At 72.4% G+C, this 25,076-nt stretch carries 12 protein-coding genes; 5 read left to right on the plus strand and 7 right to left on the minus strand.

What is annotated here, in order from left to right:
• Positions 1-40 precede the first annotated feature (40 nt).
• Together LQ51_RS13135 and LQ51_RS13140 are read left to right on the plus strand one after the other, a co-directional pair.
• On the plus strand, positions 41-2,443 hold the full coding sequence (locus LQ51_RS13135; protein ID WP_046565564.1) for a phosphoketolase family protein: 2,403 nt from the start codon (positions 41-43) through the stop codon (positions 2,441-2,443).
• Positions 2,440-3,306 (plus strand): universal stress protein, encoded by an 867-nt coding sequence (locus LQ51_RS13140; protein WP_046565567.1) that lies wholly within the window; start codon positions 2,440-2,442, stop codon positions 3,304-3,306. The genes LQ51_RS13135 and LQ51_RS13140 overlap by 4 nt, the downstream gene beginning before the upstream one ends.
• Positions 3,307-3,332: 26 nt before the next feature.
• Here LQ51_RS13140 and LQ51_RS13145 read toward each other — a convergent pair whose 3' ends face one another.
• Positions 3,333-5,717, minus strand: a complete 2,385-nt coding sequence (locus tag LQ51_RS13145; protein ID WP_082159407.1) for a heavy metal translocating P-type ATPase — start codon at positions 5,715-5,717, stop codon at positions 3,333-3,335.
• Between the two features lie 186 nt (positions 5,718-5,903).
• On the opposite strand from LQ51_RS13145, the gene LQ51_RS13150 reads away from it, so the two are divergent.
• Together LQ51_RS13150 and LQ51_RS13155 are read left to right on the plus strand one after the other, a co-directional pair.
• A complete protein-coding gene (locus LQ51_RS13150; RefSeq protein ID WP_046565569.1) occupies positions 5,904-6,914 on the plus strand; it encodes an Acg family FMN-binding oxidoreductase in 1,011 nt (336 codons plus the stop codon).
• A gap of 93 nt (positions 6,915-7,007) precedes the next feature.
• Entirely contained in the window at positions 7,008-8,678 is a 1,671-nt protein-coding gene (locus LQ51_RS13155) for a GAF domain-containing sensor histidine kinase (RefSeq protein WP_197087691.1), read from the plus strand.
• Between the two features lie 13 nt (positions 8,679-8,691).
• On the opposite strand, the gene LQ51_RS13160 is transcribed toward LQ51_RS13155, so the two are convergent.
• Positions 8,692-9,330, minus strand: a complete 639-nt coding sequence (locus tag LQ51_RS13160; RefSeq protein WP_046565573.1) for a response regulator — start codon at positions 9,328-9,330, stop codon at positions 8,692-8,694.
• Positions 9,331-9,515: 185 nt separating this feature from the next.
• On the opposite strand from LQ51_RS13160, the gene LQ51_RS13165 reads away from it, so the two are divergent.
• The gene (locus tag LQ51_RS13165) at positions 9,516-10,505 is read left to right on the plus strand and encodes an Acg family FMN-binding oxidoreductase (protein WP_046565575.1); all 990 of its coding nucleotides are present in this window, start codon (positions 9,516-9,518) and stop codon (positions 10,503-10,505) included.
• A gap of 200 nt (positions 10,506-10,705) precedes the next feature.
• Here LQ51_RS13165 and LQ51_RS13170 read toward each other — a convergent pair whose 3' ends face one another.
• The 5 genes from LQ51_RS13170 to LQ51_RS13190 form a co-directional block, all read right to left on the minus strand.
• Positions 10,706-14,326 carry a LamG domain-containing protein gene (locus LQ51_RS13170; RefSeq protein ID WP_052744861.1) on the minus strand — a complete coding sequence of 1,207 codons (3,621 nt, stop codon included), beginning with the start codon at positions 14,324-14,326 and terminating at the stop codon, positions 10,706-10,708.
• A 405-nt stretch (positions 14,327-14,731) separates the two neighbouring features.
• On the minus strand, positions 14,732-15,169 hold the full coding sequence (locus LQ51_RS13175) for a hypothetical protein (protein WP_156313073.1): 438 nt from the start codon (positions 15,167-15,169) through the stop codon (positions 14,732-14,734).
• A 155-nt stretch (positions 15,170-15,324) separates the two neighbouring features.
• Entirely contained in the window at positions 15,325-22,296 is a 6,972-nt protein-coding gene (locus tag LQ51_RS13180; RefSeq protein ID WP_156313074.1) for a polymorphic toxin-type HINT domain-containing protein, read from the minus strand.
• Positions 22,297-22,509: 213 nt separating this feature from the next.
• The gene (locus LQ51_RS13185; RefSeq protein WP_046565580.1) at positions 22,510-23,298 is read right to left on the minus strand and encodes a hypothetical protein; all 789 of its coding nucleotides are present in this window, start codon (positions 23,296-23,298) and stop codon (positions 22,510-22,512) included.
• 189 nt (positions 23,299-23,487) lie between these two features.
• Positions 23,488-24,489 (minus strand): NAD-dependent epimerase/dehydratase family protein, encoded by a 1,002-nt coding sequence (locus tag LQ51_RS13190; RefSeq protein WP_046565582.1) that lies wholly within the window; start codon positions 24,487-24,489, stop codon positions 23,488-23,490.
• Positions 24,490-25,076 lie beyond the last annotated feature (587 nt).

A 25,076-nucleotide genomic window follows, 5' to 3' on the forward strand; every position in this document is an offset into this window, starting at 1 on the left:
GGGTGGCAGATGACCCCGAGTCGCGAGAGGCTAATGCAGCATGGACACCGCTCTCGACCTGCACGGCCCCCTGACCGAAGAGCAGCTGCGCCGGCTTGACGCCTACTGGCGGGCGGCGAACTACCTGACCGTCGGGCAGATCTACCTGCTCGACAACCCGCTGCTCCGCGAGCCGCTCAAGCCCGAGCACATCAAGCCCCGCCTGCTGGGGCACTGGGGCACCAGCCCCGGGCTCAACCTGATCTACGCGCACCTCAACCGGGTCATCGTCGACCGGGACCTCTCCGCCATCTTCGTCACCGGCCCGGGCCACGGCGGCCCCGCCCTGGTGGCCAACACCTGGCTGGAGGGCACGTACAGCGAGCTGTACCACCACATCGCCCGGGACGAGACCGGCATGCAGCGGCTGTTCCGCCAGTTCTCCTTCCCCGGCGGCATCCCCAGCCACGTGGCCCCGGAGGTGCCGGGTTCGATCCACGAGGGCGGCGAGCTGGGGTACGCGCTGAGCCACGCGTACGGGGCCGCGTTCGACAACCCCGACCTCCTGGTGGCCTGCGTGATCGGCGACGGCGAGGCGGAGACCGGCCCGCTGGCGGGCAGTTGGCTGTCCAACGTCTTCCTCAACCCGGCCCGGGACGGTGCGGTGCTGCCCATCCTGCACCTCAACGGCTACAAGATCGCCAACCCGACGGTGCTCGACCGGATCCCCGAGAGCGACCTGCTGGAGCTGATGCGCGGCTACGGCTACCAGCCGTACCTGGTGGCCGGCGACGACCCGGCCACCGTGCACCAGACGCTCGCCGCGACGCTGGACCGGGCGGTCGGGGAGATCGCCGAGATCCAGCGCCGGGCCCGCTCCGGCGGCGAGGCGACCCGACCCCGCTGGCCGATGATCATCCTACGGACGCCGAAGGGCTGGACCGGCCCGAAGGAGGTCGACGGCACACAGGTCGAGGGAACCTTCCGCGCCCACCAGGTGCCGATCGCCGCGGTACGCGACAACCCGGCGCACCTGGCCGAGCTGGAGCGCTGGCTGCGCAGCTACCGGCCCGAGGAGCTGTTCGACGCCACCGGCGCGCCGGTCGCCGAGCTGGCCGCCCTACCGCCGCGCGGTGACCGGCGGATGAGCGCCAACCCGGTGGCCAACGGCGGGCGGCTGCTGCGCGACCTGGAGCTGCCGGACTTCCGCGACTACGCGGTCGACGTGAAGGAGCCGGGCCAGCCGATGGCGGGCGCCACCGGCGCCCTCGGCCCCTGGATCCGCGACGTGATCGTCCGCAACCCGCAGACCTTCCGCCTCTTCGGCCCGGACGAGGTCGCCTCGAACCGGCTCGGCGCCGCCTTCGAGGTGACCGACCGGGCGTTCGTCGGCAGCGAGGTCCCGGGCGACGACCACCTCTCCCCCGACGGCCGGGTGATGGAGGTGCTCTCCGAGCACCTGTGCCAGGGCTGGCTGGAGGGCTACCTGCTGACCGGCCGGCACGGCGTCTTCACCAGCTACGAGGCGTTCATCCACATCGTCGACTCGATGGTCAACCAGCACGCCAAGTGGCTCAAGGTCACCCGGCACATCCCCTGGCGGGAGCCGGTGGCCTCGCTGAACTACCTGCTCTCCAGCCACGTCTGGCGGCAGGACCACAACGGCTTCTCGCACCAGGATCCCGGCTTCATCGACCACGTGGTGAACAAGAAGGCCGAGGTGGTCCGGGTCTACCTGCCGCCGGACGCCAACACCCTGCTCTCCACCATGGATCACTGCCTGCGCAGCCGGCACTACATCAACGTGGTGGTGGCCGGTAAGCAGCCCGCGCCGAACTGGCTCACCATGGAGGAGGCCATCCAGCACACCCGCCGCGGCCTCGGCATCTGGGACTGGGCCAGCACCGACGACGGCGACGAGCCGGACGTGGTGCTGGCCTGCGCCGGCGACGTGCCGACCCTGGAGACCCTCGCCGCGGCCGACCTGCTGCGCCGGCACCTGCCCGATCTGAAGGTCCGGCTGGTCAACGTGGTCGACCTGATGCGCCTGCAGCCGCCGTCGGAGCACCCGCACGGCCTGCCGGACAGCGAGTTCGACACCATCTTCACCCGCGACCGGCCGGTCATCTTCGCCTACCACGGCTACCCGTGGCTGATCCACCGGCTCACCTACCGCCGCGCCAACCACGACAACCTGCACGTGCGCGGCTACAAGGAGGAGGGCACCACCACCACCCCGTTCGACATGGTGATGCTCAACGACCTGGACCGCTTCCACCTGGTCATCGACGTCATCGACCGGGTGCCCGGGCTGCGTTCCCGCGCCGCCCACCTCCGCCAGGAGATGGTCGACGCCCGGCAGGCCGCCCGCGACTACACCCGCCGGTACGGCGAGGACGACCCGCAGGTCGCCGAGTGGCGCTGGATCCGCGAGAACGACCCCGCCCTGCGGAGCGGGCAGTGAGCAGCGACGAGATCCTGGTCGGCTACGACGGCTCCGCCGACGCCGCGGTCGCCCTCGCCTGGGCGCTGGACGAGGCGGGCCGGTCGGGCCGGCCGGTACGCCTGGCGTACGTCTTCGAGTGGCTGACCGTGGCCGGGTGGATCGGACCCGGGGTGGCACCCGGGATCTGGCCCGACGAGAACGCGCGGAACGCGGTCGAGGAACTGGTCCGCACGGCGGCGGCGGACGCCGCCGCCAGCCGGCCCGGCCTCACCGTGCACGGCGAGGTGTTCGACGGGCCGCCCGCCCTGGTGTTGCAGGAGCGGTCCGCCGAGGCCGGGATGCTGGTTCTCGGCAGCCGCGGCCACGGCGGCTTCGGCGGCCTGGTCGTCGGCTCCACCGCGGTCGCCGTCTCGGCCCACGCGCACTGCCCGGTGATCGTGGTCCGGGAGGGCACGTCGGCCGCCACCGGGCCGGTACTGGTCGGCGTGGACGGCTCCCCGTCGTCGACGCAGGCGCTCGGCTTCGCCGTCGAGCGGGCTGCGCAGCGGGAGGCGCCACTGCGGGTGCTGCGGGTCTGGGAGCCGCCCGGCGAACGCTGGGTGCCACCCGACTTCGACCCGGCGGAGGTCGCCGCCACCGAACGGGCCGCCGTGGAGACGGAACTGGCCCAGTGGCGGGAAAGCTTCCCCGACCTCGCGGTGGAGATCCAGGTGACCCCGGGCAACCCGGCCGCGCTGCTGGTCGAGGCGAGCCGGGAGGCGCAGCTCGCGGTGGTCGGCACCCGGGGCCGGGGCGGCCTGCGCGGCATGCTGCTCGGCTCGGTCAGCCAGCAGCTCATCCAGCACGCCCGGTGCCCGGTCGCGGTCGTCCGCGAACGCTGAGCCGCCCGCTCGGTCGGCGGGGGCGGTCAGCGGGTGTCCGGCTGGCCGTCCCCGGGGCTGAGCGAGAAGAAGTCCTCCTCTTCCTGCGCCAGGTGCAGGCGCAGCACGGCGTCCAGCCCGTACAGGGCGGCCAGCAGGTCCGGCACCTCGTCGCGGCCCAGCCGGTCGTCCTGGTGCTGGGCCAGGTGGCCGCCGATCCGGTCCACCAACCGGCTGATCTCCACGTGCGCCCGGCTCATCGTCGAGGTGGCCTCGGCGCTGCCCAGCGGGCCGGCCAGGGCCGGGTAGAGCTGCCGGTCCTCGGCCGCCTCGTGCGGCAGCACCTGCTCGACCAGCCGGCGGTGCACGTCCCGCAGCGCCGGCAGGCACTCCGCCGCCTCCGGGTCCGTCGCCACCAGGTCGGCGGTGTCGCGCAGCCGGTCCAGCACGTCCCGCACTCCGCCGTGCTCGCCCGCGTACCGGTCGAGGAGGGCGCGGGTCTGCGGCGGGACGTCGCGGCGGCGCAGGCCCCCGCCGAGGGCGCGCAGCGCGTTCAGGATCACCAGCACGTCGATGCCCTCCTGGAGGAACGCGCCGGCGACCGGGGGCAGCTTCCCGACGGCGGCCACCAGCATGGCCAGCACGGCCAGCCCCATCCCGACCGCGGCGCTCTGCACGGCGATCCGGCGGGCGTACCGGGCGATCTCCACGGCGTCGGCGAGCCGGTCCAGCCGGTCCACGGTGAGCACCGCGTCGGCCACGTCGGCGGAGGCGGTCGCGCCGGTGGCGCCCATGGCCACCCCGACGTGCGCGGCGGCCAGCGCCGGCGCGTCGTTGACCCCGTCACCGACCATCACGGTCACCGCCCGGTCGGACTCCGCCCGCACCCGGGCGACCTTCTCCTCGGGCGAGCACTGGGCGATCACGTCGTCCACCCCGACGATCCCGGCCACCTGCTCGGCGGTGCGCCGCCGGTCGCCGGTCACCATGACCAGCCGGTCGAGCCCGGCCTCGCGCAGCCGCCGCACGGTGCGCCGGGCGTCCGGCCGGACCGGGTCCTCCAGCAGGATCGCGCCGAGCGGCCCCCGCTCGTCGCTGACCCAGACGGTGGACCGGCCGGCCAGCTCGGCCCGCTCGCGGATCCGGTGCGCCCAGTCCGGCGGCTCGCCGGCCAGCTGACCGACCCGGACCAGCCGCCCGTCGACCCGGCCGGTCACCCCGCGCCCCGGTTCCTCGGTCACCTCGGTCGGCTCGGTGAGCGCCAGCCCCTGCTCCCGGGCCTGCCGGACCAGCGCGGCGGCCAGCACGTGCGGGGAGAGCTGCTCGACGGAGGCGGCCAGCCGCAGCAGCTCGTCCCGGTCGCCGCCGGGGGCGACCACCGTCTCCGCGGCGCGTGGGCGGCCCGCGGTGAGCGTGCCGGTCTTGTCCAGCAGCAGGGTCCGGGCACGACCGAGCAGTTCCAGCGACCCGCCGTCGCGGACCAGCACGCCCCGGCGGGCCACCCGGGACAGCCCGGACACGATGGCGATCGGGGTGGCCAGCAGCAGCGGGCACGGGGTGGCCACCACGAGTACCGCCACCGCCCGGACGAACTGGCCGGAGAGCAGCCAGGCCAGCCCGGCCAGCAGCAGGGTGAACGGCACGAACGCGGCGGCGTACCGGTCGGCGAGGCGGACCATCGGGGCCTTGCGCGCGGTGGCCTCCTCGGCCAGCCGGACGATCCCGGCGTACGTGCTCTCCGCGGCGCTCTTGGTCGCGCGCAGCCCGAAGCCGGCGCCCGCGTTGACCACGCCGCTGGCCACCGGCTCGCCCGCGGCCCGGCTGACCAGCTGCGACTCGCCGGTGACCACCGACTCGTCGAGCGTGGCGGCGGCCTCGACGGTCCCGTCCACCGGCACCACGTCGCCGGGGCCCACGACCAGCCGGTCCCCCACCGCGACCCGGTCCAGCGGCACCACCTCGATCCGGCCGTCGGTGGTCCGCCGCCGGGCCTGCCGGGGGGCGCGTTCCAGCAGCGCCCGCAGGTCCCGGGTGGCCCGCCGTTGCGCGTAGTTCTCCAGCGCCTGGCCGGTCGCCACCATCACCGCGATCACGGCGCCGGCCAGGTACTCCCGGACCAGGAGCGCGCCGACCAGCGCCAGCACGGCGATCACGTCCACCCCGAACTGGCGCCGCCAGAGCTGGCGCAGCGTGGTCCAGACCGCCGGCAGCAGGGCGACCAGGGTCACCGCCGCCCAGACCAGCTGGGCCGCCCCGCCCGCCCCGGCGAACCATAGCGCCGCCCCCGCCAGCACGGCGAGGGTCAGCAGCACCAGCGGCAGCCATTCGAGCGCACCGGGCCGCCGGTCGGACCCGCCGCGCCGGAACAGCCGCCGCGCCCGGCGCTGCCGCACCGGGTGTTCGGGCACGCACTCCCGCGGTTCCGTTCCCACGTGGGAATCGTCTCAGCGGCGGCGTGCGGCAGGTAGGCCGAACCCGGGTAATCCCGGTAGCCGAAGGGGCCGGACCTCGGGCGGCGGAGCGTGCGTGCCGCCCGGCGATACCCGAGGATGAAGCGGCAAGCCGCCCGGTCGGCCCCGGCGTGGGGCACGATGGGGAAAACAGGAAAGGTCGTGACGATGAGCCACGAGAAGCCGGCCGGGGACCGCCCGCTGACCACCGCGCTCGCGGAAGCCGCCGGGATGGCCGGCCACGCCCCCTCGGTGCACAACACCCAGCCCTGGCACTGGACGGTGCTGCCCGACGCGCTGGAGCTGCGGCTGGTCCGGGAGCGCCACCTCAGCGTCCTGGACCCGGAGGGTCGGCTGCTCTTCGTGAGCTGCGGCGCCGCCCTGCACCACGCCCGGGTGGCGCTGGCCGCCGAGGGCTGGACGCCGGTGGTGGAGCGGCTGCCCGACCCCGCCCAGCCGGAGCTGCTGGCCCGGCTGACCGGCCTGAAGCACACCGGGGCCGACCCGGCGGCCATGCGCCTGGTGCAGTGCATCCGGGTACGGCACACCGACCGGCGGCCGGTCAGCGACGAGCCGATCTCCGCAGCCGCCCTGGATGAGATCGACCGGGCGGCCACGGCGGAGGGGGTGAACCTCCAGTTCCTCGACGACAGCCAGAAGATCGAGCTCGCCGGTGCCGCGCAGCAGGCGGCCAAGGTCGAGGCCGACAGCCCGGATTTGCGCGAGGAGCTGGCGTACTGGATCAACCAGGGCGGCGCCGGCACCGGGCTGCCCCCGGAGGTGCTGCCGGCGGAGGCGCCGCAGACCACCGTCCCCGGGCGTGACTTCGGTCACCCCGGCAGCCTGCCGATCGGTCCCGGGCACGACCGGGCCGCCGTGTACGGCATTCTCTGGGGCACCGAGGACGAGCCGGACAGCTGGCTACGCGCCGGCGAAGGGCTCTCCGCCGCCTGGCTCGCCGCCACCCGGCTCGGTGCCACGCTGGTTCCGCTCAGCGGCGTGGTGGAGGTCGACGGCACCCGCCAGACGCTCCGGCAGATGCTGTCCGGGCTGGGCTTCCCGTACATCTCGATGCGGCTCGGCCTCGCCGACCCGGCACACGCCGGCCCCGCGCACACCCCGCGGCTGGACGTGGCGCAGACCGTCGACACCTCGGCGGTGCGCGGCCAGCTCGGCTAGCGGGGCTCGTCCCGCGCGGACACCGGGCGATACCATCGCCCGGTGTCCGCCGCACCTGATCCCCGCCACGAGCACGCAACGCCGTCCCTGGGCCTGACCCCGCTGTCCCGGGTACGCCTCGACGAGCTGCTCCAGGAGATGCTCGACCGGGTCGGCGAGGTGGTCACCAGCCGTGAGCGGCTGCGCGCCCTGCTCGACGCCGTGGTCGGCATCGGCTCCGACCTCGACCTGCGCAGCACCCTGCAACGGATCGTGCAGTCGGCGTGCGAGCTGGTCGGCGCGAAGTACGGCGCGCTCGGCGTGATCGGCCCCGACCGGCTGCTGCACGACTTCATCATCCACGGCATCAGCCCCGAGCTGCACGCCAAGATCGGCGAGCTGCCGCACGGCCGGGGCGTGCTCGGCCTGCTCATCGACGACCCGCACCCGCTGCGCATGCCCGACATCACCCGGCATCCGAAGTCGTACGGGTTCCCGCCCAACCACCCGCCGATGCACAGCTTCCTCGGCGTGCCGGTGCGCATCCGCGAGCACGTCTTCGGCAACCTCTACCTGGCCGAGAAGCAGGGTGCGGCCGAGTTCACCGAGGACGACGAGGAGATCGTGGTCGCCCTCGCGGCGGCGGCCGGCGTGGCCATCGAGAACGCCCGCCTCTACGCCCTCGCCCACCGGCGGGAGCGCTGGCTGGCCGCCACCGCCGAGATCACCTCGGTGCTGCTCGGCGAGGTGCGCCGCACCGACGCGCTGACCCTGGTGGCCCGTCGGGCCCGGGAGGTCGCCGAGGCCGAGCTCGCCCTGGTGCTGCTCTACGACGACGACGAGGGCCAGTTCACCGTCGAGGTGGTCGACGGCGCCGACGAGGCCAGCCGACACCTGGTGGGGGCGGTGCTGCCGGCCGGCGAGACCACCTTCGCCGGCTCGGTCACCGAGCGCCGCCTCGAGCTGCTGGAGAACCTGGCCGCGTCCGCGCCCTGGCCCGCGCCGGTGGTCGCCGGCCCGGCCGTGGTCTCCCCGCTCGCCGCGGCGGACACCCTGCACGGCGTCCTGGTGATCGCCCACCGGCCCGACCGGAACCCGACCGGCGAGGACGACATGGCGCTGCTGAACAGCTTCGCCGGCCAGGCCGCGCTGGCCATGGAACGGGCCCGCGGCCAGGAGGAACGGGAGCTGCTGGTGGTCCTGGAGGACCGCGAGCGGATCGCCCGCGACCTGCACGACGTGGTGATCCAGCGGCTCTTCGCCACCGGCCTGCAACTGCAGAGCGGGGCGATGAACGCGCGCCCGGAGATCAGCAAGCGGATCAACCAGGCGGTCGACGACCTGGACGCCACCATCCGCGACATCCGGCGCACCATCTTCGAGCTGCGCACCCCGATGAGTGCCGCGCTGCGTACCGAGATCCGGGAGGCGATCGAGGCGGCCACCGAGTTGCTGGGCTACCGGCCCCAGCTGGAACTCGTCGGCCCGATCGACAGCGCCGTCCCGGACGCGCTGCGCCCGGACCTCACCGCCGTGCTCCGCGAGGCGCTCTCCAACGCCGTACGCCACGCCCAGGCCGGCCGGGTCGCGGTGCGGGTGGAGGTCGACGCGGGCTGGGTGACGGTGACGGTCACCGACGACGGGGTGGGCTGTGACCCGGAGGCGGCCCGCAGCGGCCTGGTGAACCTCCGCGAGCGGGCCGACCGGCTCGGCGGCGACTTCCGGCTCGGCCGGGTCGAACCGCACGGCACCGAGGTGCGCTGGAGCGTGCCGCTGCGGGACTGACCCGGCCGCGGCCTCAGTGGCTCTTGCCGAGCAGCCGGGTGGCCAGCACCGCCGCCTGGGTCCGCCGCTCCAGGCCCAGCTTCGCCAGCACGCTGGAGACGTAGTTCTTCACCGTCTTCTCGGCCAGGAACATCTTGCCGGCGATCTCCCGGTTGGTCAGGCCCTCGGCCACGTACTCCAGGATCCGCCGCTCCTGCTCGGTGAGGCTCTTCAGCTCGCGCGGCTGCTCGACGCCGCTGCGGATGCGCTCCAGCACCCGGGTGGTGATCGCCGGGTCGAGCAGCGACTGGCCGGCCGCCACCCGGCGGACCGCGTCCACCAGGTCGGTGCCGCGGATCTGCTTGAGCACGTAGCCGGCCGCGCCCGCCATGATCGCGGCGAAGAGCGCCTCGTCGTCCTCGTACGAGGTGAGGATCAGACCCTTGATCGAGGAGTCCACGGCGCGGATGTCGCGGCACACGTCGATGCCGTTGCCGTCGGGCAGCCGCGCGTCCAGGATCGCCACGTCGGGCCGGAGCGCCGGGATCCGGCGGGCCGCCTCCTGGGCGGAGCCGGACTCGCCGACCACCTCGATGTCACCGCTGCTGGTGAGCAGGTCGGCAAGGCCACGACGGACGACCTCATGGTCGTCGAGCAGGAACACCCGGATCATCCGTCCTTTCTACCCGCTGGTCAGCGGCCGTGCACGGGCCGAAGGTCCCGATCGCGACGCGCCCGGCGACGGGCACGCCGGCCCGAGGACCAGGGACCTCCGGCCCTGCGCGCGACGCACCCGCCTGACGCACCGTTGGGGTGGACCGACCGGGGACGGCACGGTCCGCGCGGAAGGAGCCCACCATGACCACCGGTTACAGCGTCGAGCAACTGACGGCGGCCGTACGCGACGCGGTGCGCGCGCCGTCCCTGCACAACACCCAACCGTGGCGGTTCCGGCTGCGCGACGGCGGGATCGAGGTCCGGGTGGACCCGCTGCGCCGGCTGCCGGCCACCGACCCCAGCGGCTGGGGGGCTCGGATCGCCTGCGGGGCGGCGCTGTTCAACCTGCGGCTGTCGCTGGCTGTCGCGGGCACCCCGGCGACCGTCCGGCTGCGCCCGTACCCGGCCGACCCCGACGTGGTGGCCCGGCTCGTCCCGGACGTCCCGCGCCGTCCCACCCCGACCGAGCAGAGCCTGTACGCGGCCGTCGACCGCCGGTTCAGCAACCGCGCCCCGTTCTGGCCCGACCCGGTGCCCGCCGACGCCCGGTGGCGGCTCGGCGAGGCGGCCCGGGCCGAGCAGTGCTGGCTGGAGCTGCTGATCGGCACCACCGCGGTCAACGCGCTCGGCGAGATCGCCCGCAGCGCGCACCGTGTCCTGGAACGCGACCCGGCGTACGTGACCGAGCGGTCCACCTGGATCCGCTCCGAGCCCTCCCCCGACGGGGTGCCGGCGGCGGCCGGCGGCCCGCAGAGCGAACCGCAGGACCTGCTCCCGCAACGCGGGTACGGCGGGCGCAACCGGCCGCCGGGGCGCGACTTCGAGCCGGAGCCGCTGGTGGCGGTGCTCGGCTCGGCCGGGAACACGGCCACCGACCAGGTCGTCGCCGGGCAGGCCCTGCAGCGGGTGCTGCTCACCGCCACCGACGCGGGGCTGGCCGCGTCGCTTATCTCCCAGCCGATCGAGGTGCCGGGCGCCCGGGAGGCACTGCGGCTGTCCCTGGGCCGGTTCGGCACGCCGCAGATGGTCATGCGGATCGGGTACGGCCAGCCGGGGGTCGCCACCCCGCGCCGGCCGGCGGACGAGGTGATCGACCTGCCGGTGGCCACGCCCTCGACCGTGGGCCGGTGAGGCCGGCGGCCGGGCCGTCCGTACGGGGGCGGCCGGGCCCGCGTGTCCCGTGTGGGCAATCCGGCCCGGCCCGGCGTGTCCCGTGCGGGCAATCCGACCCGGCCCGCCGTGTCCCGTGCGGGCAATCCGGCCCGGCTCGCGTGTCCCGTGCGGGTGCGCCGGCCCGGTAGCGGCCGGGCCGGCGCACCGCGTGGCTCAGCTCACGCGCTGGGCGGGTCCTCACCCGTCGACTGCCGCTCGTTGAGCTGCTTCACGTCGACGTCGGTGAGCGCCCCCTGGTAGAGGTTCAGGTTCGACACGTCACCGTTCCACTTGTCGACGGTCTGGGTGGACCCGTCCGGCGGGGTGTGCCGGGCGGCGCCGACCCACAGCGGCCCGGTCGCGTCGAAGGCGCTGGTGAAGCCGCTCGGGAACGGCACGGTGGCTACCCGGTCGCCGTTGACGTAGAGGCGGACCTCCCGGCCGCCCAGGTCGTACACGCCGACCAGGTGGGTCCAGGTGGACAGGTCGTCCTCCTCGTTCATCTGCCGCGAGGTCATCAGCGCGTTGACGGTGTTGCCGTTCTGCGGGGCGTCCGTGCCGAAGACGCTGAACGACCACCAGTTGCCGGTGACCCCGCTCGTGGTCTTGGCCCGCTGCCCGAGATAGAAGGCGGAGTTCTGGGTGCCGATCTGCGCGACGGCGGTCTGGGTGCTGAGCGACTCCGGCCGCAGCCACACCGACACCGAGAACGAGTCGTCGGTCTTCACCACCCGGGTGTCCTGCCACGCGCCGGCCACCTGGCGCATCGAGTGGCCGTACTCGGTGGTGACCTGGGCGGGATCGTTCAGGCCGTGCGAGTCGAACCGCAGGAAGCCGCGGCTGTCGGCGCCCACATCGGTGCCCAGGGTCAGCGCGAGCCGGCGGCCGAACTGGCCGGCCTCCGGCGCGCTGCACAGCGTCGGGTCGGTGGACTCGACGTAGCAGGGCGTGGCGCCGTTGAAGTCCCAGTCACCGACCAGGATCGGGCGCAGCATGCCCGGCTCGTCGAAGCCGCCGGAGCCCGGGTCCTCGGCGAGCTGGCCGGTGAAGTCGTGGGCCACCAGCGCCCGGTTGAAGACCTGCACGTCGGCCAGGGAGCCGGTGAAGAAGTTGTCCGACAACCCGGTGCTCCGGACGTGGTTGCGGCCCACCTGGAAGGAGCCGGTGGCGTTCCAGGCCGCCGTCCACGCGGTGGACGCGACCGCCGTGCCGTCCACGAACAGCGTCAGCGTGCGCGCCGCCTCGTCGTAGGAGAAGGCGACGTGCCGCCAGCGGTTGACGTCGGCCGCGGTGATCGTGGTGGGCGCCTGCAGCGCGGTGTAGGGCGCCGCGGTGCAGTCGCCGTTGCGGGTGGTGACGTTCCACCGGGGCGCCCCGGAGACCTGGACGACGCCGAGGAAGAAGCCGAAGTCGCACGCGCCGCTCTGCGTGGCGATGGCCATGTTGCCCGTCGGTACCTTGGGCAGCCGCACCCACGCCGCCACGCTGTACGACCGGGTGGTGTTCACCACCGGCGTGTCGGCGGCGGTGGACAGGTACGAGCCGGTGGTGGGCCCGCCGAGCGTGACGGTCTGCCCGCCGACGAGGCGGGCGTCGCTGGACCAGGTGACGTTCGTGGCGGTCAGCGGGGTGTCCCCGCCCAGGGCGGGCTGGCCGTCGGTCAGCGCCTGGGCCTGCGTGACGCCCGGGTAGCTCTCCAGGCCCCACCGGGCGACGGCCGGCGACGGGCGGTTGGCCCGGAACTCGACCGAGGCCCGACCGACGTTGCCGGTGCTGTCCGCCCCGTTGACGTGGAAGGTGTTCAGGCCGTACTTGGGCACGGCGGTGGAGACCGTGGCGACCATGAGGCACACCGAGGCGCCGTTGACGACCTGGCACGAACGGGTGGCGGGCACCTGCGTGGTGGGCGACGTCCAGCCGTAGCGGAAGCTGGCCACGGTCAGGTCGGTGGTGCTGAGCTGGAAGGTCGCGGCCCTGCCGGGCATCGGGTCGGTGGAGGTCATCGCAACGGTGATCGGCGGCAGCTTGGTGTCCACGGTGAACTCGCACCAGGCGGACCAGGCGCTGGTCATGCTGTACGGCGCCGGATCGGTCGCCCGGGCCCGAAACGCGTACGACTTGCCCTCCCCCAGGCCGGACAGCGCGGCGGTGGTGGATCGCCCGTTGGCCGGCACGGACGCGCCGGCCGGGGCGGTCTTGCGCGGCGTGGAGTCGTTGTAGCCGCCGGTGGCCGGGATCTCCAGCCACTCGTACGTGGTCCGCAGCGCCTGGGTGGTGTCTGCGTCCGGGAAGATCGCCGAGAAGGTCGGGTTCAGCGTGCCGACCCCGACGCGCTGCCCGGCCGGGCAGGCCACCCCCTTGACCTGGAGGTTGTTCGGCGCGCCGGGGATGGAGTCGAAGTCGACGATCAGCTTGGCGCTGTTCGGCCAGAACTTCTTCCACCGGTCGGTGGTCGACTCGCCGCTGCCGCTGGTGGAGCTGCACGCGCAGAAGCCGAACGTGATGCTGGTCCACTTGTTGGTGGCGTGGGTCTGGATGACGCTGGTGACCGCCGACCCGGTGAAGTTGACGGTCATGTCCGGCTGCGGGGAGTCCGAGCAGCCGTAGCCCTCGTTCGCGTGCGACTGCGCCGTCGACTTGAGGCTGTTGAGCTTCGGCGCCCACGAGGTGCGCGGCGTCGAGGAGATACCGCCCGAGTGGTACATGTACGTCGGCGTGTTGCCGCAGGACCAGGAGTGGTCCAGCTTCATCTGCACGTACGCCGACTCGATGTGCTTGCCCCGCATCGACGACAGCGGGAAGTCGAAGTAGGACCGGTAGATCTTGCCGCTGTCCGGGTCCTTGCCGACCCGGGCCACCGACGTGTCGGTGTTGTTGCTGTTGTTGTTGGTCGCGTACGCCCACCGCGACTTGCCGGTCGACCATGCCGGGTCGATGAAGACCGGATAGACGCTGGCCGGGGAGAGCATCTCGGCGTCCGGCCGCAGCACCAGGTCACCGTCGGCGATCTCGACGCCCACCGGAGCGGTCCGGGCCACGTCGCCGGGCGCCGCGGCCGTGGACGGGCTCGGCTCGGCGCCACCCTCCACACCGTCGGCCGTCGCCGTCCGCGCCGCCGCCGGCCGGGTGATGTTCGAATCCCACATCACCGCCGGCTCCGCCGAGGCGACGACCTCGGTGCCGGCCACCGCGGACAGCTTCCCGTCCGGGCCGCGCACCACCCGGGCGTCACCGCCCAGGTCGAACCGCAGGGTCCGCAGCGCCGGGTTCGCGGCGGCCTGCGCGGTCTTGACCGCGAACACGTGGGTGAACCCGGTCTCGGTCGCCCGCAGCACCAGGTCCGTGCCCGGCAGCACCTCCGGGTACGTCGCCGAGTCGCCGTTGACGGTCGGCGCCGGCAGCCCACCCGGCCAGGACAGCGTCAGGGTCCGGCCCTGCCGGACGAGGGTCACCGCCGGGCCCTGCCCACCGGTGGAGAACCGGACGTCGGCCACCGAGGCCGTCGGCCGCAGCGTGCCACCGGTCGATCGCAGCGACAGGTCGACGTCGGCCCAGGACCCGTCGGCCCGGCGTACCCGCTGCGGCACCACCGCCGACTCCGCGGTGAACCCGCCGGACGGGTTCGCGTACACCTGGGTCAGTTCGGTGCGCGCCGAGGTCACCTCGACCTGTTGGCCGGTACGGCTGGCCTGGAAAGCGGCCGAGGCCGCGTCGGTCGCGGTGGCCGGACCGGCCGGTGCGGTGGCAGGTGCCGCCGCCTCAACGGGTGACGGCGCCACCAGCAGGGAACTCACGATCACCGCGGCTGCGCCCGCGGCGGTTATCCGGAATTGACTCAATCGGAAGGCGGGCAGCAGCCAGCGGCCAGAATCCATCTCAACCCCCGTGATTGAAAGATGTGCACCAGTGGCGCGAACTGTAGAGCCGGGAATCACGCCTGTCCAGATCGCCCACCACCGGTGACCATAAAGCGGGCAAGTCCCTACACAACTGCAACCCGCCACCACGCGAGGTAACGACGGATAGCGATTACAAACTGCGCCGGCGCGGTGACCAAGCACCGCGCGGTGACGCCCGGGCATAGGCGGACGAAGATCTCGACCCACCCACCCAAGTCCTGCATCGACGTCAGCTGGGATCGGCCGAAGCAATCAAGGAGCAGCAAAGCCGCCGTCAGGCCAGGGCGGTGGCCACCTCGCTGGAGTTCACGGGTTTTCAGCCACCCATCGCTCAGACTGACCGATCAGCTTGTTCAGGTCGCCGTCGTTCAAATTCAGGTCCTCAACGAGGTAGGTGACGGTCTGCATCCGAATCACCACCACTTCGGCGGTGGCAATCCCCGCCACGGATGCGGGCTCGCCGAGCGCTGACCTCATCAGCGCTTCAGCCTTGTCCGTGTCGAACCCCTGATCGGGCCAGAGGAGCAGTCGAGGCTGCTCAAGAAAGGGCCTGATCTGATCAGAAGTGCCCTCGATCGCGAACCGCAGCTCCACCGCGCCACGGAAGACCTCGTAGACCAACGGATAGAGACGGTTCTGCTCGTCCTCGTCGAGGTGCATCTGCCTGCGCCAGTACTCGAAATCAGGCTCGTTGCGCCGCGCCACGGCACGGAGCATCATGCCAACAGCCGTCATCGGTTCCAACGACAACCCCCTCCGACTCGCCCACGGGGAAGATACTACAGAGTCGGCACTCAGATCATTGCCCGCCCCGTTTCCAGCAACCCCTTTCAGACTTGCTGGAAACGGGGCGGCAATAGCCAACGAACGTTACCGGCCCATCCCTATGGGCGAGACGATTAAGGACCCGCCCTGTTCGACCCCCTACTCAACCTCCTTTTTGCCGCATCGAATAGCATTTTCCCGCACACCAAACAGGCCACCAATGCGCCCCCGATACTAGCGTTCGGATCAGCGGCATTGACGACAGGAGGTGCGTCGGGCACCGCAGATGTCACCATTTTGCCGACGTTGTCCACGCCCTTGATGGCGTCCTTGGTACGAGTATCGGCCTTTCCTGCCTCGGCGGCCGTCTCATCACCAGCTCGGGTACGTGCAGTGCCAATTTCGGGCACCCGCGAGGATGGCGGTTCGAGCTGGACCCGCATCTGCCCACCCGTCGCGCACTCACAGGTCGGAGCGTGGTTCGGCAGATCGCCCCCGCAGTTGTGCACGAGCACGGACGACTCGCCGGCCACCACGTGGTAGGTGTGGGTCTCCGCGACGGTGAGGTCGTGCATGAGCTTCGCACCGGCATAGGAGTGGACGGCCTTGACCGTCACCTTGTCGCCGTCGAGCGCGCGCAGCTTCTCGCCGACCCGTAGGTCCTGCGCGTCGACCCAGTCGCCCCGGTCCTCGCTCCAGAAGGGGTGGTGCTGGGTGGTGTCGAGCACTGCCTCCGCGCCGTCCTCGCCGAGGACGGTGACGTCGGTCAGGTCGACGTCGTTGTTGGTGTGCGTCCTGGTGACCGGTCGCGCTTCGGTCTTTCCGGTTTCCGGATCGGTGGCCAGGACCTCGTCGCCGACCTCGATTTCTTCGATGGGTCTGTCTTCGCCACCGGCCATGGCGACCCTCGTGCCGGGGGCGAAGCTGTGTTTGACGCAGCTCGCCGCCATCTGGAGGACGTCGTCGGCCCACTTGACGTCATCGGACCACTTCATCAGCGCCCGGCCGGCCTTGGCCAAGGTGGAGGCGATCGGTTTGATCTTCTTGGCCATCTGGAGCGCCTTGCCCCAGGGCAGCATGCCCACGAGGGTCCAGGCGCAGGCCATCAGGTCGCCGTGGATGCAGTCGAGGATGTCGGTGATGCCGAAGAAGTCGAGCAGAAGCTGGCCGCCGGCCTTGATGATGATCGAGATGGCGTTCTGCTTCTTGACTTCCTGGGCCCGCTTGATGTCCTCTTCGCTCGGACCGGTCTTGCCGCCCTTGCCCCCGCCGCTGCCCTTGCCGCCGCCGTTGCCGCCACCGGCCTGGTGCGCGGCCCGGGCCTGAGCCCAGTCGTCGTCGCCGCACTTACCGCCGCAGCCGTCGTTGTCGCCCTTGACCTTGACGTACCGGCCGTACAGGTCCTCGTAGTCCGCGCCCGGCCCGCAGGCGTCGTCCGAACAGGCCCGGAGGCCGGTGGGGTCGGCGAACGTGATCGGGCTGTTGTTGCCGTAGGCGTAGGCGTTCCACTGCTGCGGGTCGGCCAGGTCCTGGACCGGGTCCACCGAGATGAAGCGGCCCAGGCCGGGGTCGTACTCGCGGGCCCCGATGTGGGTCAGGCCGGTGGGGTCCTTGTCGCCGCCGACGAAGCCCTTCTGGTTGCTCCACTGCGGCTGGCTGCCGCGGGGATCGCCGTACGGGGTCTGGCGCCGGACGCTGACCTGCTGGCTGTTCGCGTCCACGCCGACCTGCTGGGTGCCCTGGTGGTCGGAGTAGAGCCAGGTCAGCGCGGTCGGGTTGCGGGTGGCGACGGTCTTGCCGGCGAAGGTGTAGTAGCGGGTGCCGGTCACCACCGAGGTCTTCTCGGCCCGGATTTCCTGACCTGGCAGGTACAGGGTGCTTCCGGTGGCGTCCCGCCGAATCAGCCGGTTGCCGACGGCGTCGTAGATGTTGGTCTCGACGTTCTGGCCGCCGGCCGTCACCGTCGACAACTTGCCCTCGCTGTTCCAGGCGAGGGTCTGCGAGTTGGCGCCGGTGCCGCAGTCGTTGGCCGCGGCGGCGACCGGCCGGCAGGTCATGTTGCCGGCGCCGTCGTAGGCGTACCGGGTGGTGACGGCCGACTGCCCCGGCGCCCCGGTGGTGACCGAGGTGACGGCGTGCGGACGGACCGCGTTCTGGCCGCTGGTCGGCGTGACGTAGTCGCGGACCGTGTCGCCGAGGGTGGTGTGCACCGTCTCGGTCTTGCGGTTGCCGGCGTCGTCGATGGTCCAGTCGTGCCAGTACGGTGCCGGGCCGCCCAGGTTGGTCACCGACGGCGCGGTACCGCAGTCGACGCCGGCCTTCGGCGTCCACGCCCTGGTCAACCGGCGCAGTTCGTCGTAGCCGAAGCACTGGGTGTCGGCGGAGCCCACCTGCGGCGCGTCCTTGATCGACATGACGTTGCCGATGTCGGAGTAGCCGTACGTGGTGTTCTGCACCGTCCCGGCCGCCGTCTCCGGCTGCACCCGGTACTGGCTGATCCGCCGGGTGGTCAGGTCGTAGGAGGTGGTGTCCTCGACGTACACCCCGCCGTTGGTCTTGCGGGTGGTGAGCGTCGGCTCGCCGTACTCGGTGTACTGCTGGCCGATCACGTAGGAACCGACGTTGATCAGGTTGGTGCCGAGGCTGGTGGGCAGGCCGGTGGTGGCGTCGTAGCCGGTGGTGACGGTCTCGGTGGTGAGGCCGCCGCCGGCCGGGTAGGTGACGCTGGTCGCGTCACCGGTGTAGGGCGAGTAGCCGAAGCCGTAGCCCCACGTGCCGGCGAGCTTGGCGCCCTCGACGTCGGGGATGACGTACTGCGCGCCGGTCGGCTGGTACCGGGTGTTGAAGCCGGTGACCCGGTTGGTGTACGCGTACCTGGTGCCGCCGGTGGCCTCGTAGCGGGTGCTCTCGGTGAGCTGGCCCCGCACGACCTGCCCGGTGAAGAGCTTGTCGTACTTCCACTCGCCCCGCTTGGTGGCCGGGGAGATCGACCCCTCGTAGAGACCGATCCGTCGGCCCATCGTGTCGTACTCGTTGAGCAGCACGTTGCCGTTGGCGTCGGTGGTGCTGATCGGCTCGTCGTAGTCGTTGTAGTTGGTGGTGCTCGTGCCCTTGTCCGGGTCCTTGGCGCTCTTCAGCCGGCCCTTGACGTCGTAGGTGTTGACCCACTCGTTGGCGAGCGAGTCGACGACCTTCGCCAGTTGACCCTTGCGGTTGTAGGTGTAGGTGGTCTTCAGGTCGGGCTTGACCCCGGTGGCGTCGACCCGCTGGCGCAGCTCGACGGTCCGCCCCTGCGCGTCGGTCCGGGTGGTGGTGACCGTGCCGCCCCGCGGCGGCGTCACCGTCGTCGAGTCACCCAGGTACCGGGTGGTGGTGCGCCACTTCTCCACCAGGTTGGTGACGCCGTCGGTGCCGTAGAAGATCTCGTCGGTGGCCCGCGAGGCGTCGTCGTAGACCGTCCTGGTCAGCGCCGGGACGGACCACTCCGGCTCCCACCAGAGGCCGCCCGCGGGCGTACCCGGCTCGAGGTGCGCCTGGTAGGCGGTGACCGCCCGGCCGGCCTTGTCGTACAGGGTGTCGCTGATCACCCGGCCGCCACCGACCGCCGGGGACTGGGTCTGGCGGGGCCGGAGGAAGGCGTCGTAGATCTGATAGGTGTCCCGGTAGCCGCCACCGGCGTGCAGCTTGGTGGTCTTGACGTACGGGTAGGCGCCCCGGTTCGCGGCGAACACGTAGCTGTGCCGCACCGACGGGCTGTCCGGGTGCTCCGCCTTGGACCAGCCGACCTCCCAGGCGCGGGCGAGCCGCCCCGAGGGGTCGTACTCCATGTCGGCGACCCGGCCGTTGTAGTCGGTGGTCCGGCTCGGCGAGCCCCAGTACGGCAGCTGGTCGAGCGTGGTGGTCCACGGCGAGCTGCCGCCGGCCGGATCCGGCGTGCTGGTGGTCACCCGGGTGACCTGCCCGGCGGCTGGGGTGTACGCGGTCGTGACGGTGTTGCCGCGGGTGTCCGTGGTGGTGGCCGGGCGGCCGAACACGTCGAAGGTGGCCTTGCTGGTGGTCTGCCAGACGGTGCCGCCGGACGCCGACCAGTCCTTGAGCTTGTCGACCCGGCTGACCGCGCCGTAGGTCGGCGCCGTGTCAACGCTCGTCGCGCCGTCGTAGAACTTCTGCTCGTCAGCCAGGATGTCGTCGGTGCTGGTCGGCGCCACCCCGCACTTGAGTGCGACGGCGGTGGTCCGCTTGACGAGCTGGGTGAGGTTCTTGCCGGTGTTGCGGTTGTAGGAGTAGGTGTAGCACTTCTCGTCGCCGGTCTTGCTGGTGTCGCCGTTGTCCTGCGCCGAGATGGTGGTGCCGTAGGTGTCGTCGAAGGTCGACTCGGTGCTGGTCACCCGCCAGCCGCCGGCGCCGTTGACGCCGAGTGCGGTGCCGGTGTAGCTGACCCGGGTGTTGGTCCACCGGGCGGTCACCGTGTCACCGTTGACCGTCCGGGTGGCCAGCGGCGCCGAGCGCCACGGGACGTTCACGGTCTTCGACACCGGCTTGGTGTCGTCGCCGTTGTAGACGACCTGCTCGCGCACCATCCCCGCGAACTGGTCCTCGTCGTACACCGTCTCGCTGCCCAGCGACGCCGCCACGGGGACGCTGCGCGTGTCCCCGGCGGTGTTGGAGGCCTTGTCGCCGTGCATGCCGCGCAGGAACGTGGTCCGGGTCAGCGTCCGGCTCGGCGCGTCACCCTTGCGGACCTCGACCTGGGCGTAGCCGCGGAACTGGTTCCAGGTCTTGCGCTTGGGCTTGATCAGGCCGTTGTCGTCGGCGTAGTGCCACGCGGCCCCGCCCAGGTACTCGTACGAGGTGTTCTGCACCGGCTGGCCGTGGTCGGTGTCGCCGACGACGACCATCAGGTCGGACTCGGAGACGTTGGTGACCACGTACTTGTGCCACCACTCGGTGATCTCCGGCCCGTCGTAGTCGTACGGGTCGGGCGTGATCACCGGGTAGCAGCGGCGGGTGTTGCCGTAGGCGGTCGCCGGCAGGCTGCTCGAGGTGCAGTCCTGCCGGCTGTACGTCACCTGGATCTTCGCGCCCGTCTCGGTGACGATGTTGCCCATCCGCATGCGGTTGTTCGTGGTGTTGTTCTTCGTCAACACCCGGTTCGGCATGGACACCGGCTCGAAGGTCACCGCGGGCATCGTGTCGGTGCCGCCGACCAGGCCGGCCCGCACGATCGAGGTCAGCCACATCCCGGCGTGGTCACTGCCGTCACCCACCGCCGGCCAACTGTGGGTCAACGTCCACGACTCCACCGGCTGCCAGGCCGCGGTGGTCTTCGTGGTGTCCCACACCTGCGTGGTGATCTTCGACAGCCGCCTGGTCGACCAGAACGTCGGCGCGTAGTTCTCCCCGCAGTTCGCCGCGGTGGAGGTGCACTCCTGGTCCCAGGGCACGTCCTTCCAGTGCGCCGCGTCATGGGTTGAACAGGACGCGGCGCACCGGTCGGCGGTGCTGAAGAGAACCTGCGCGGTCGGCGTGACGGACCGGTCGACGCTGCCGTCGGCGCGCTTGCGGTCCCAGGTGCCGTAGTCGATCCGGGTCAGCACGCCGCCCCGGTCGTACTTGGCCTTGCTGGTGGAGGTGGCGTTGCGGGCGTAGTAGTTGGTCTCCGGGGCGTACCAGTACGACATGGTGTTGCCCCGCGGGTCCACCACGTAGTCCAGGTTCCAGCGCCACGCCTGGTCGCAGAAGGATGAGGCGAAGCTGGTGTTGTAGCAGTCCTCGCCGGAGTGGTTGCCGGCCACCGGCACGGTCCACGCCGAGTCGGTGGCGGCGCTCTGCCCCGGCAGCTTCTCCAGCCCGAAGTAGTACTGGGTGCCGTCGGTCGTGGTGACCTTCCAGTACTCGCCGTCGTTGTCGCCGTTGGTCGCGCCAGCCAGCTTCTCGACCTTCGAGCCGTCCTCGCTGCGCCCGTGCCAGCCCTTGCCGGTCTCGAAGATCAGCTCGGTGCCCCGGCCGTTGAGCGACATGGTGGCGTTCTGCGACCGCCAGCACTGGTCACCGGTGCGGTTGGTGCTGTTGTTGCCGCCCTTCATGTCGTCCGAGCAGCCCACATAGCTGCGCTCGATGTAACCCGGCCAGAAGTCGAAGCCCTCCCCGATCCACGACGGCTGACTGTTCGAGGCGTCCGACTGGCCGTCCACGGCGTCCGAGGAGTAGGCCAGGCCCAGGCTCGGCGCCGGGCCACCGATCGACGGCGGCACCCGCATCGGGTACGACCACGAGAAGCCACCCGTGGAGGTGCCCGCCGACCAGGTCGAGCTGATCGACAGCGGGGTCGCCGCGAAGTCGCCCTCCGTGCCGGACGGGCCGGCGGCGAGAGCGACCAGCGTCGAGGCGGCGGTGCCGGCCGCGGGCAGCGGCACCTCGGCGCTGACCGCACCACCGTCGTTGCGGGACGCCAGCGGAGTGGCCGCACAGCCGGCCTTTCCAGGGCTGGTCAGCGCGCACTCCGGCACGTTCCAGAGCTTGAGCCGAGAGGACCAGTTACCGCCGTAGGCGTACTTGAAGCTGCGGTAGTCCACCGACACGGTGGCCGCGCCCGGGCCCGGGGCCGTCTTCGCGGCCCCGGCCGGCGCGTCCCCGGCGACCCGCAGCAGCAGCCCGTCCCGCCACTGCTGCGGCGCGCCCGCCCGATCCAGGACCTCGACCGACACCGCCTGGGTACGCGCGCCCGCCGCGCCCGCGCCGCGGGCCACCGACACCGGCAGGTCGCCGGCCTTGGCCGCCGGCGCGGCGGCCCGCCGCTGACCCGACACCGCGGCCGGCAGGGCCACCGACGCCCGGCCCGGCTTCGGCCACACCGGTGCCGCCAGCTGCGCGCTGGGCACCTCCTTCGCCGGCCGGGCGCGGCCCGTGGCCACAGCGCCGTGGGAGTCGACCTTTTCCCGCTGCGCCGCCAGGTGCGGCGTGGGCTTCGCGGCCGCCTGAGCGGGCGCGGTGAGCCCGGACGCGACGAGTGCGCCGCTGACGATCGCGACGATCAGCGCACGGGCCCGGGCCCGACTCGACCGTTGTCGTCCGGTGGCGCGGAGGGTGCGAGAAGTGGGTGTCACCGTGCCTCCATAGGGGTGACCGAAGGGAAGCCCTGTCCAGGGCGGGAGAGGTCGCACACAGCAGTGCCGCTCGCCGGGCCCCGCAGCAGGGGCCGTGGCGTGATGGTGAGCGTGCGCTCGGTGGCGGAAGGTGCGGGCAGGCCGGGGCGGCGATGCCGGGCCGGTCAGCAGACCGGCCGGATCGTCACCGCCCCGGCTCGCAGTGCGCCGGGATCAGAGGTAGCTGACGACGAGCCGGGCGCTGCCCGGGTACCACTTCTTCCACCGGTCATTGGTGGACTCACCGGTGCCGTCGGCGGCGCTGCAGGCGCAGAGCCCGACGGTGACGTCGGCCAGGTGGGCGGCGGCGTAGCTCTGGATGAGGCTGGTGACCCCGGCGCCGCCGAAGGTGACCACCTGGTCGGGCTGCGGCGAGCCGCAGGTGCCGCTCCCGTTGGCGTGCGACTGGGCGGTCGCGCGGAGGCTGGTCAGGGCCGGCGCCCACGGCGTACGCGGGGTGCTCGTGATCGGGCCGGACTGGTACAGGTAGGTCGGGGTGTCCCCGCAGGACCAGGAGTGGTCCAGCGTCAGTTGCACGGACGCCGACTGGATCTGCGTGCCGGGCAGGCCGGCCAGGGGGAACTCGAAGTACGACCGGTAGAGCGTGCCGGTGGCCGGGTCCTTGCCGACCCGCGCCGCGCTGGTGTCGCTGTTGGTGCTGTTGTTGTTCGTCGCGTACGCCCAGCGGGACCGGACGATCGACTCGGCGGTGAACCCGCCCGTCGGGTTCGCGAACACCTGGGTCCACTCGGTACGCGCCGAGAGCACCTCGACCCGGTGGCCGGAACGCTTGGCCTGGGCCGCGGCCGAGGCGGCGTCCGCCGCCAGCGCCGAGGTGGCCGCCGGCGCGGCGGGCGCCGCCGCCCGGACCGGCGACGGGGCCCCCAACAGGCCAGTCAGGACCGCGGCCGCGACACCGGCGGCGGCGATCCGGGAAGGAAACGACGAGAAGGCAGGCAGCATCGAGCGCCCAGGAAACATCTCAACCCCCGTGATTGAAAGATGTGCACCAGTCGCGCGAACTGTAGGGCCTGCGACGGACGCGTGTCTATATTCATCACGGTCCGTGAGGAGGAAACGGACACCAGCCGCGCAAATGGATTACCGAAACACGCGGCGTGACCGATATCCACAGAGGAGAGTGCCGACCGGTCAGCCCTCGGCCCGGGCGAGCAGCGCCGCCTCCCGCTCCGGCGCCAGGCCGACCGGGGTGCGAGGCGGGCGTCCGGCCCGGGCCGGCACCTGCCCCACCTCGCGCAACCAGCGCCAGGTGTCCGCGACCGTCTCGGTCACCGGCCGGCAGACCAACCCCGCCGCGTACGCCCGGTCGACGCCGCGCTCCTGCAACCAGCGGTACTCGTGGCCCGGCGGGATCCAGATGGGCAGGTCGTTCCAAGGCTCCACCCCGGCGGCCAGGATCACCTCCGGGTCGGTCCAGCGCAGCACCGCGTCCGCGCCGGTGACCGCCACGGCCGCGTCGAGTAGCTCCCCCATCGTGGTGTGCCCGGTCCGGCTGACCACGTTGTACGCCCCGCCGGTGCCCGCGACGCCCCGGTCCAGCACCCAGCCCGCCAGGTCCCGCACGTCGACGTACTGCACCGGCAGGTCCCGCGGGCCAGGGGCCAGCACCTCCCCACCCCGGGCGATCCGCCGCAACCACCAGGGCAGCCGACCGATGTCCTCCCCGGGGCCCAGGATCAGCCCGGCCCGCACCAGCAACGCGCGGTCGCCGAAGACCTCCACCGCGGCCCGCTCCCCGCCCGCCTTGTTCTGCGCGTAGTCCCCGTCGTCCGCGTCGGCGCCGGCCGGCACCGTGGGCGCCTCCTCCCCCACCCCCGCCGCCACCGGCGGCGCGTACACGGACCCGCTGGAGATGTAGCCGTAGTGGGGCACCGCCCCGGCCAGTGCCCGGGCGGCGTCCCGCACCGCCCGGGGCGCCCCGTCCCAGGTGTCCACCACCAGATCCCACCCGCCGCCGGCGAGCGCGGCGAGGCCCCCCGGCGCGGTCCGGTCACCCCGCAACCGGCGTACGCCCGCCGGCACGTCCCCGTGCAACCCACGGTTGAACACCGTCACCGACCAGCCACGGCGTACCGCCTCGCGTACCACGGCTCCGCCGACGAAGCCCGTCCCACCCAGCACCAGCAGTCTCATGCGTACCAGCCTGCGCGCGCTCGGCCCGGCCGACGGGCGATGTTCACGGTGAGCGGATCTGCCGCTGGCAGAACGTTCGGACCGCCGTGACCCGGGCGCGGACACCCTGAGTCGATTGTCCGGTTTGACGGTGACCGGCGGCATCCCCGGGCCGGAATGGCCGGCGGCCGGGGGTCGTTGCATCCGGGTGAACGGTCGAGGAGAAGCGCCCGACACCGGGTGCCGGGCCCCCGGGAATGATGGTGGGCCGCCGGTCGTTACACCTGGTCCCGGCACCGCGAAGAGGCCCCGCCCTCGCGGCCGGGATGATCCCCCTCTCTCAAGGCTTTCTGAGCGCCTGACGGTGCTTGCGCACCCACCCTTGCGACCCCCCGGTCGCGGTGTGCGCCGACCCCCGAATGGAGCTTTGTCATGAACACGATGCTGCGTAAGAGCGTGCTCGGTATCGCTGGTCTGACCGTCGCCGGTGGCCTCGCCGCCGGCCCGCTGAACCACCACGACGCCACCCCGAGCACCGCCCTGACCGAAGCCGCCGTCGTGCAGGCCGACAAGCCCGACACCAGCAAGCTGATCCCGCACGGCGTGCA

The organism is Micromonospora sp. HK10 (assembly GCF_000982955.1).
In the GTDB taxonomy this organism is placed as follows: Bacteria; Actinomycetota; Actinomycetes; order Mycobacteriales; family Micromonosporaceae; genus Micromonospora.

What these genes read in the sequence shown, in the direction of transcription:
- LQ51_RS13185 (WP_046565580.1), bottom strand. Translation starts at nt 23,298, where the DNA reads ATGCTGCCTGCCTTCTCGTCGTTTCCTTCCCGGATCGCCGCCGCCGGT.
- LQ51_RS13135 (WP_046565564.1), top strand. Translation starts at nt 41, where the DNA reads ATGGACACCGCTCTCGACCTGCACGGCCCCCTGACCGAAGAGCAGCTG.
- LQ51_RS13150 (WP_046565569.1), top strand. Translation starts at nt 5,904, where the DNA reads ATGAGCCACGAGAAGCCGGCCGGGGACCGCCCGCTGACCACCGCGCTC.
- LQ51_RS13160 (WP_046565573.1), bottom strand. Translation starts at nt 9,330, where the DNA reads ATGATCCGGGTGTTCCTGCTCGACGACCATGAGGTCGTCCGTCGTGGC.
- LQ51_RS13190 (WP_046565582.1), bottom strand. Translation starts at nt 24,489, where the DNA reads ATGAGACTGCTGGTGCTGGGTGGGACGGGCTTCGTCGGCGGAGCCGTG.
- LQ51_RS13165 (WP_046565575.1), top strand. Translation starts at nt 9,516, where the DNA reads ATGACCACCGGTTACAGCGTCGAGCAACTGACGGCGGCCGTACGCGAC.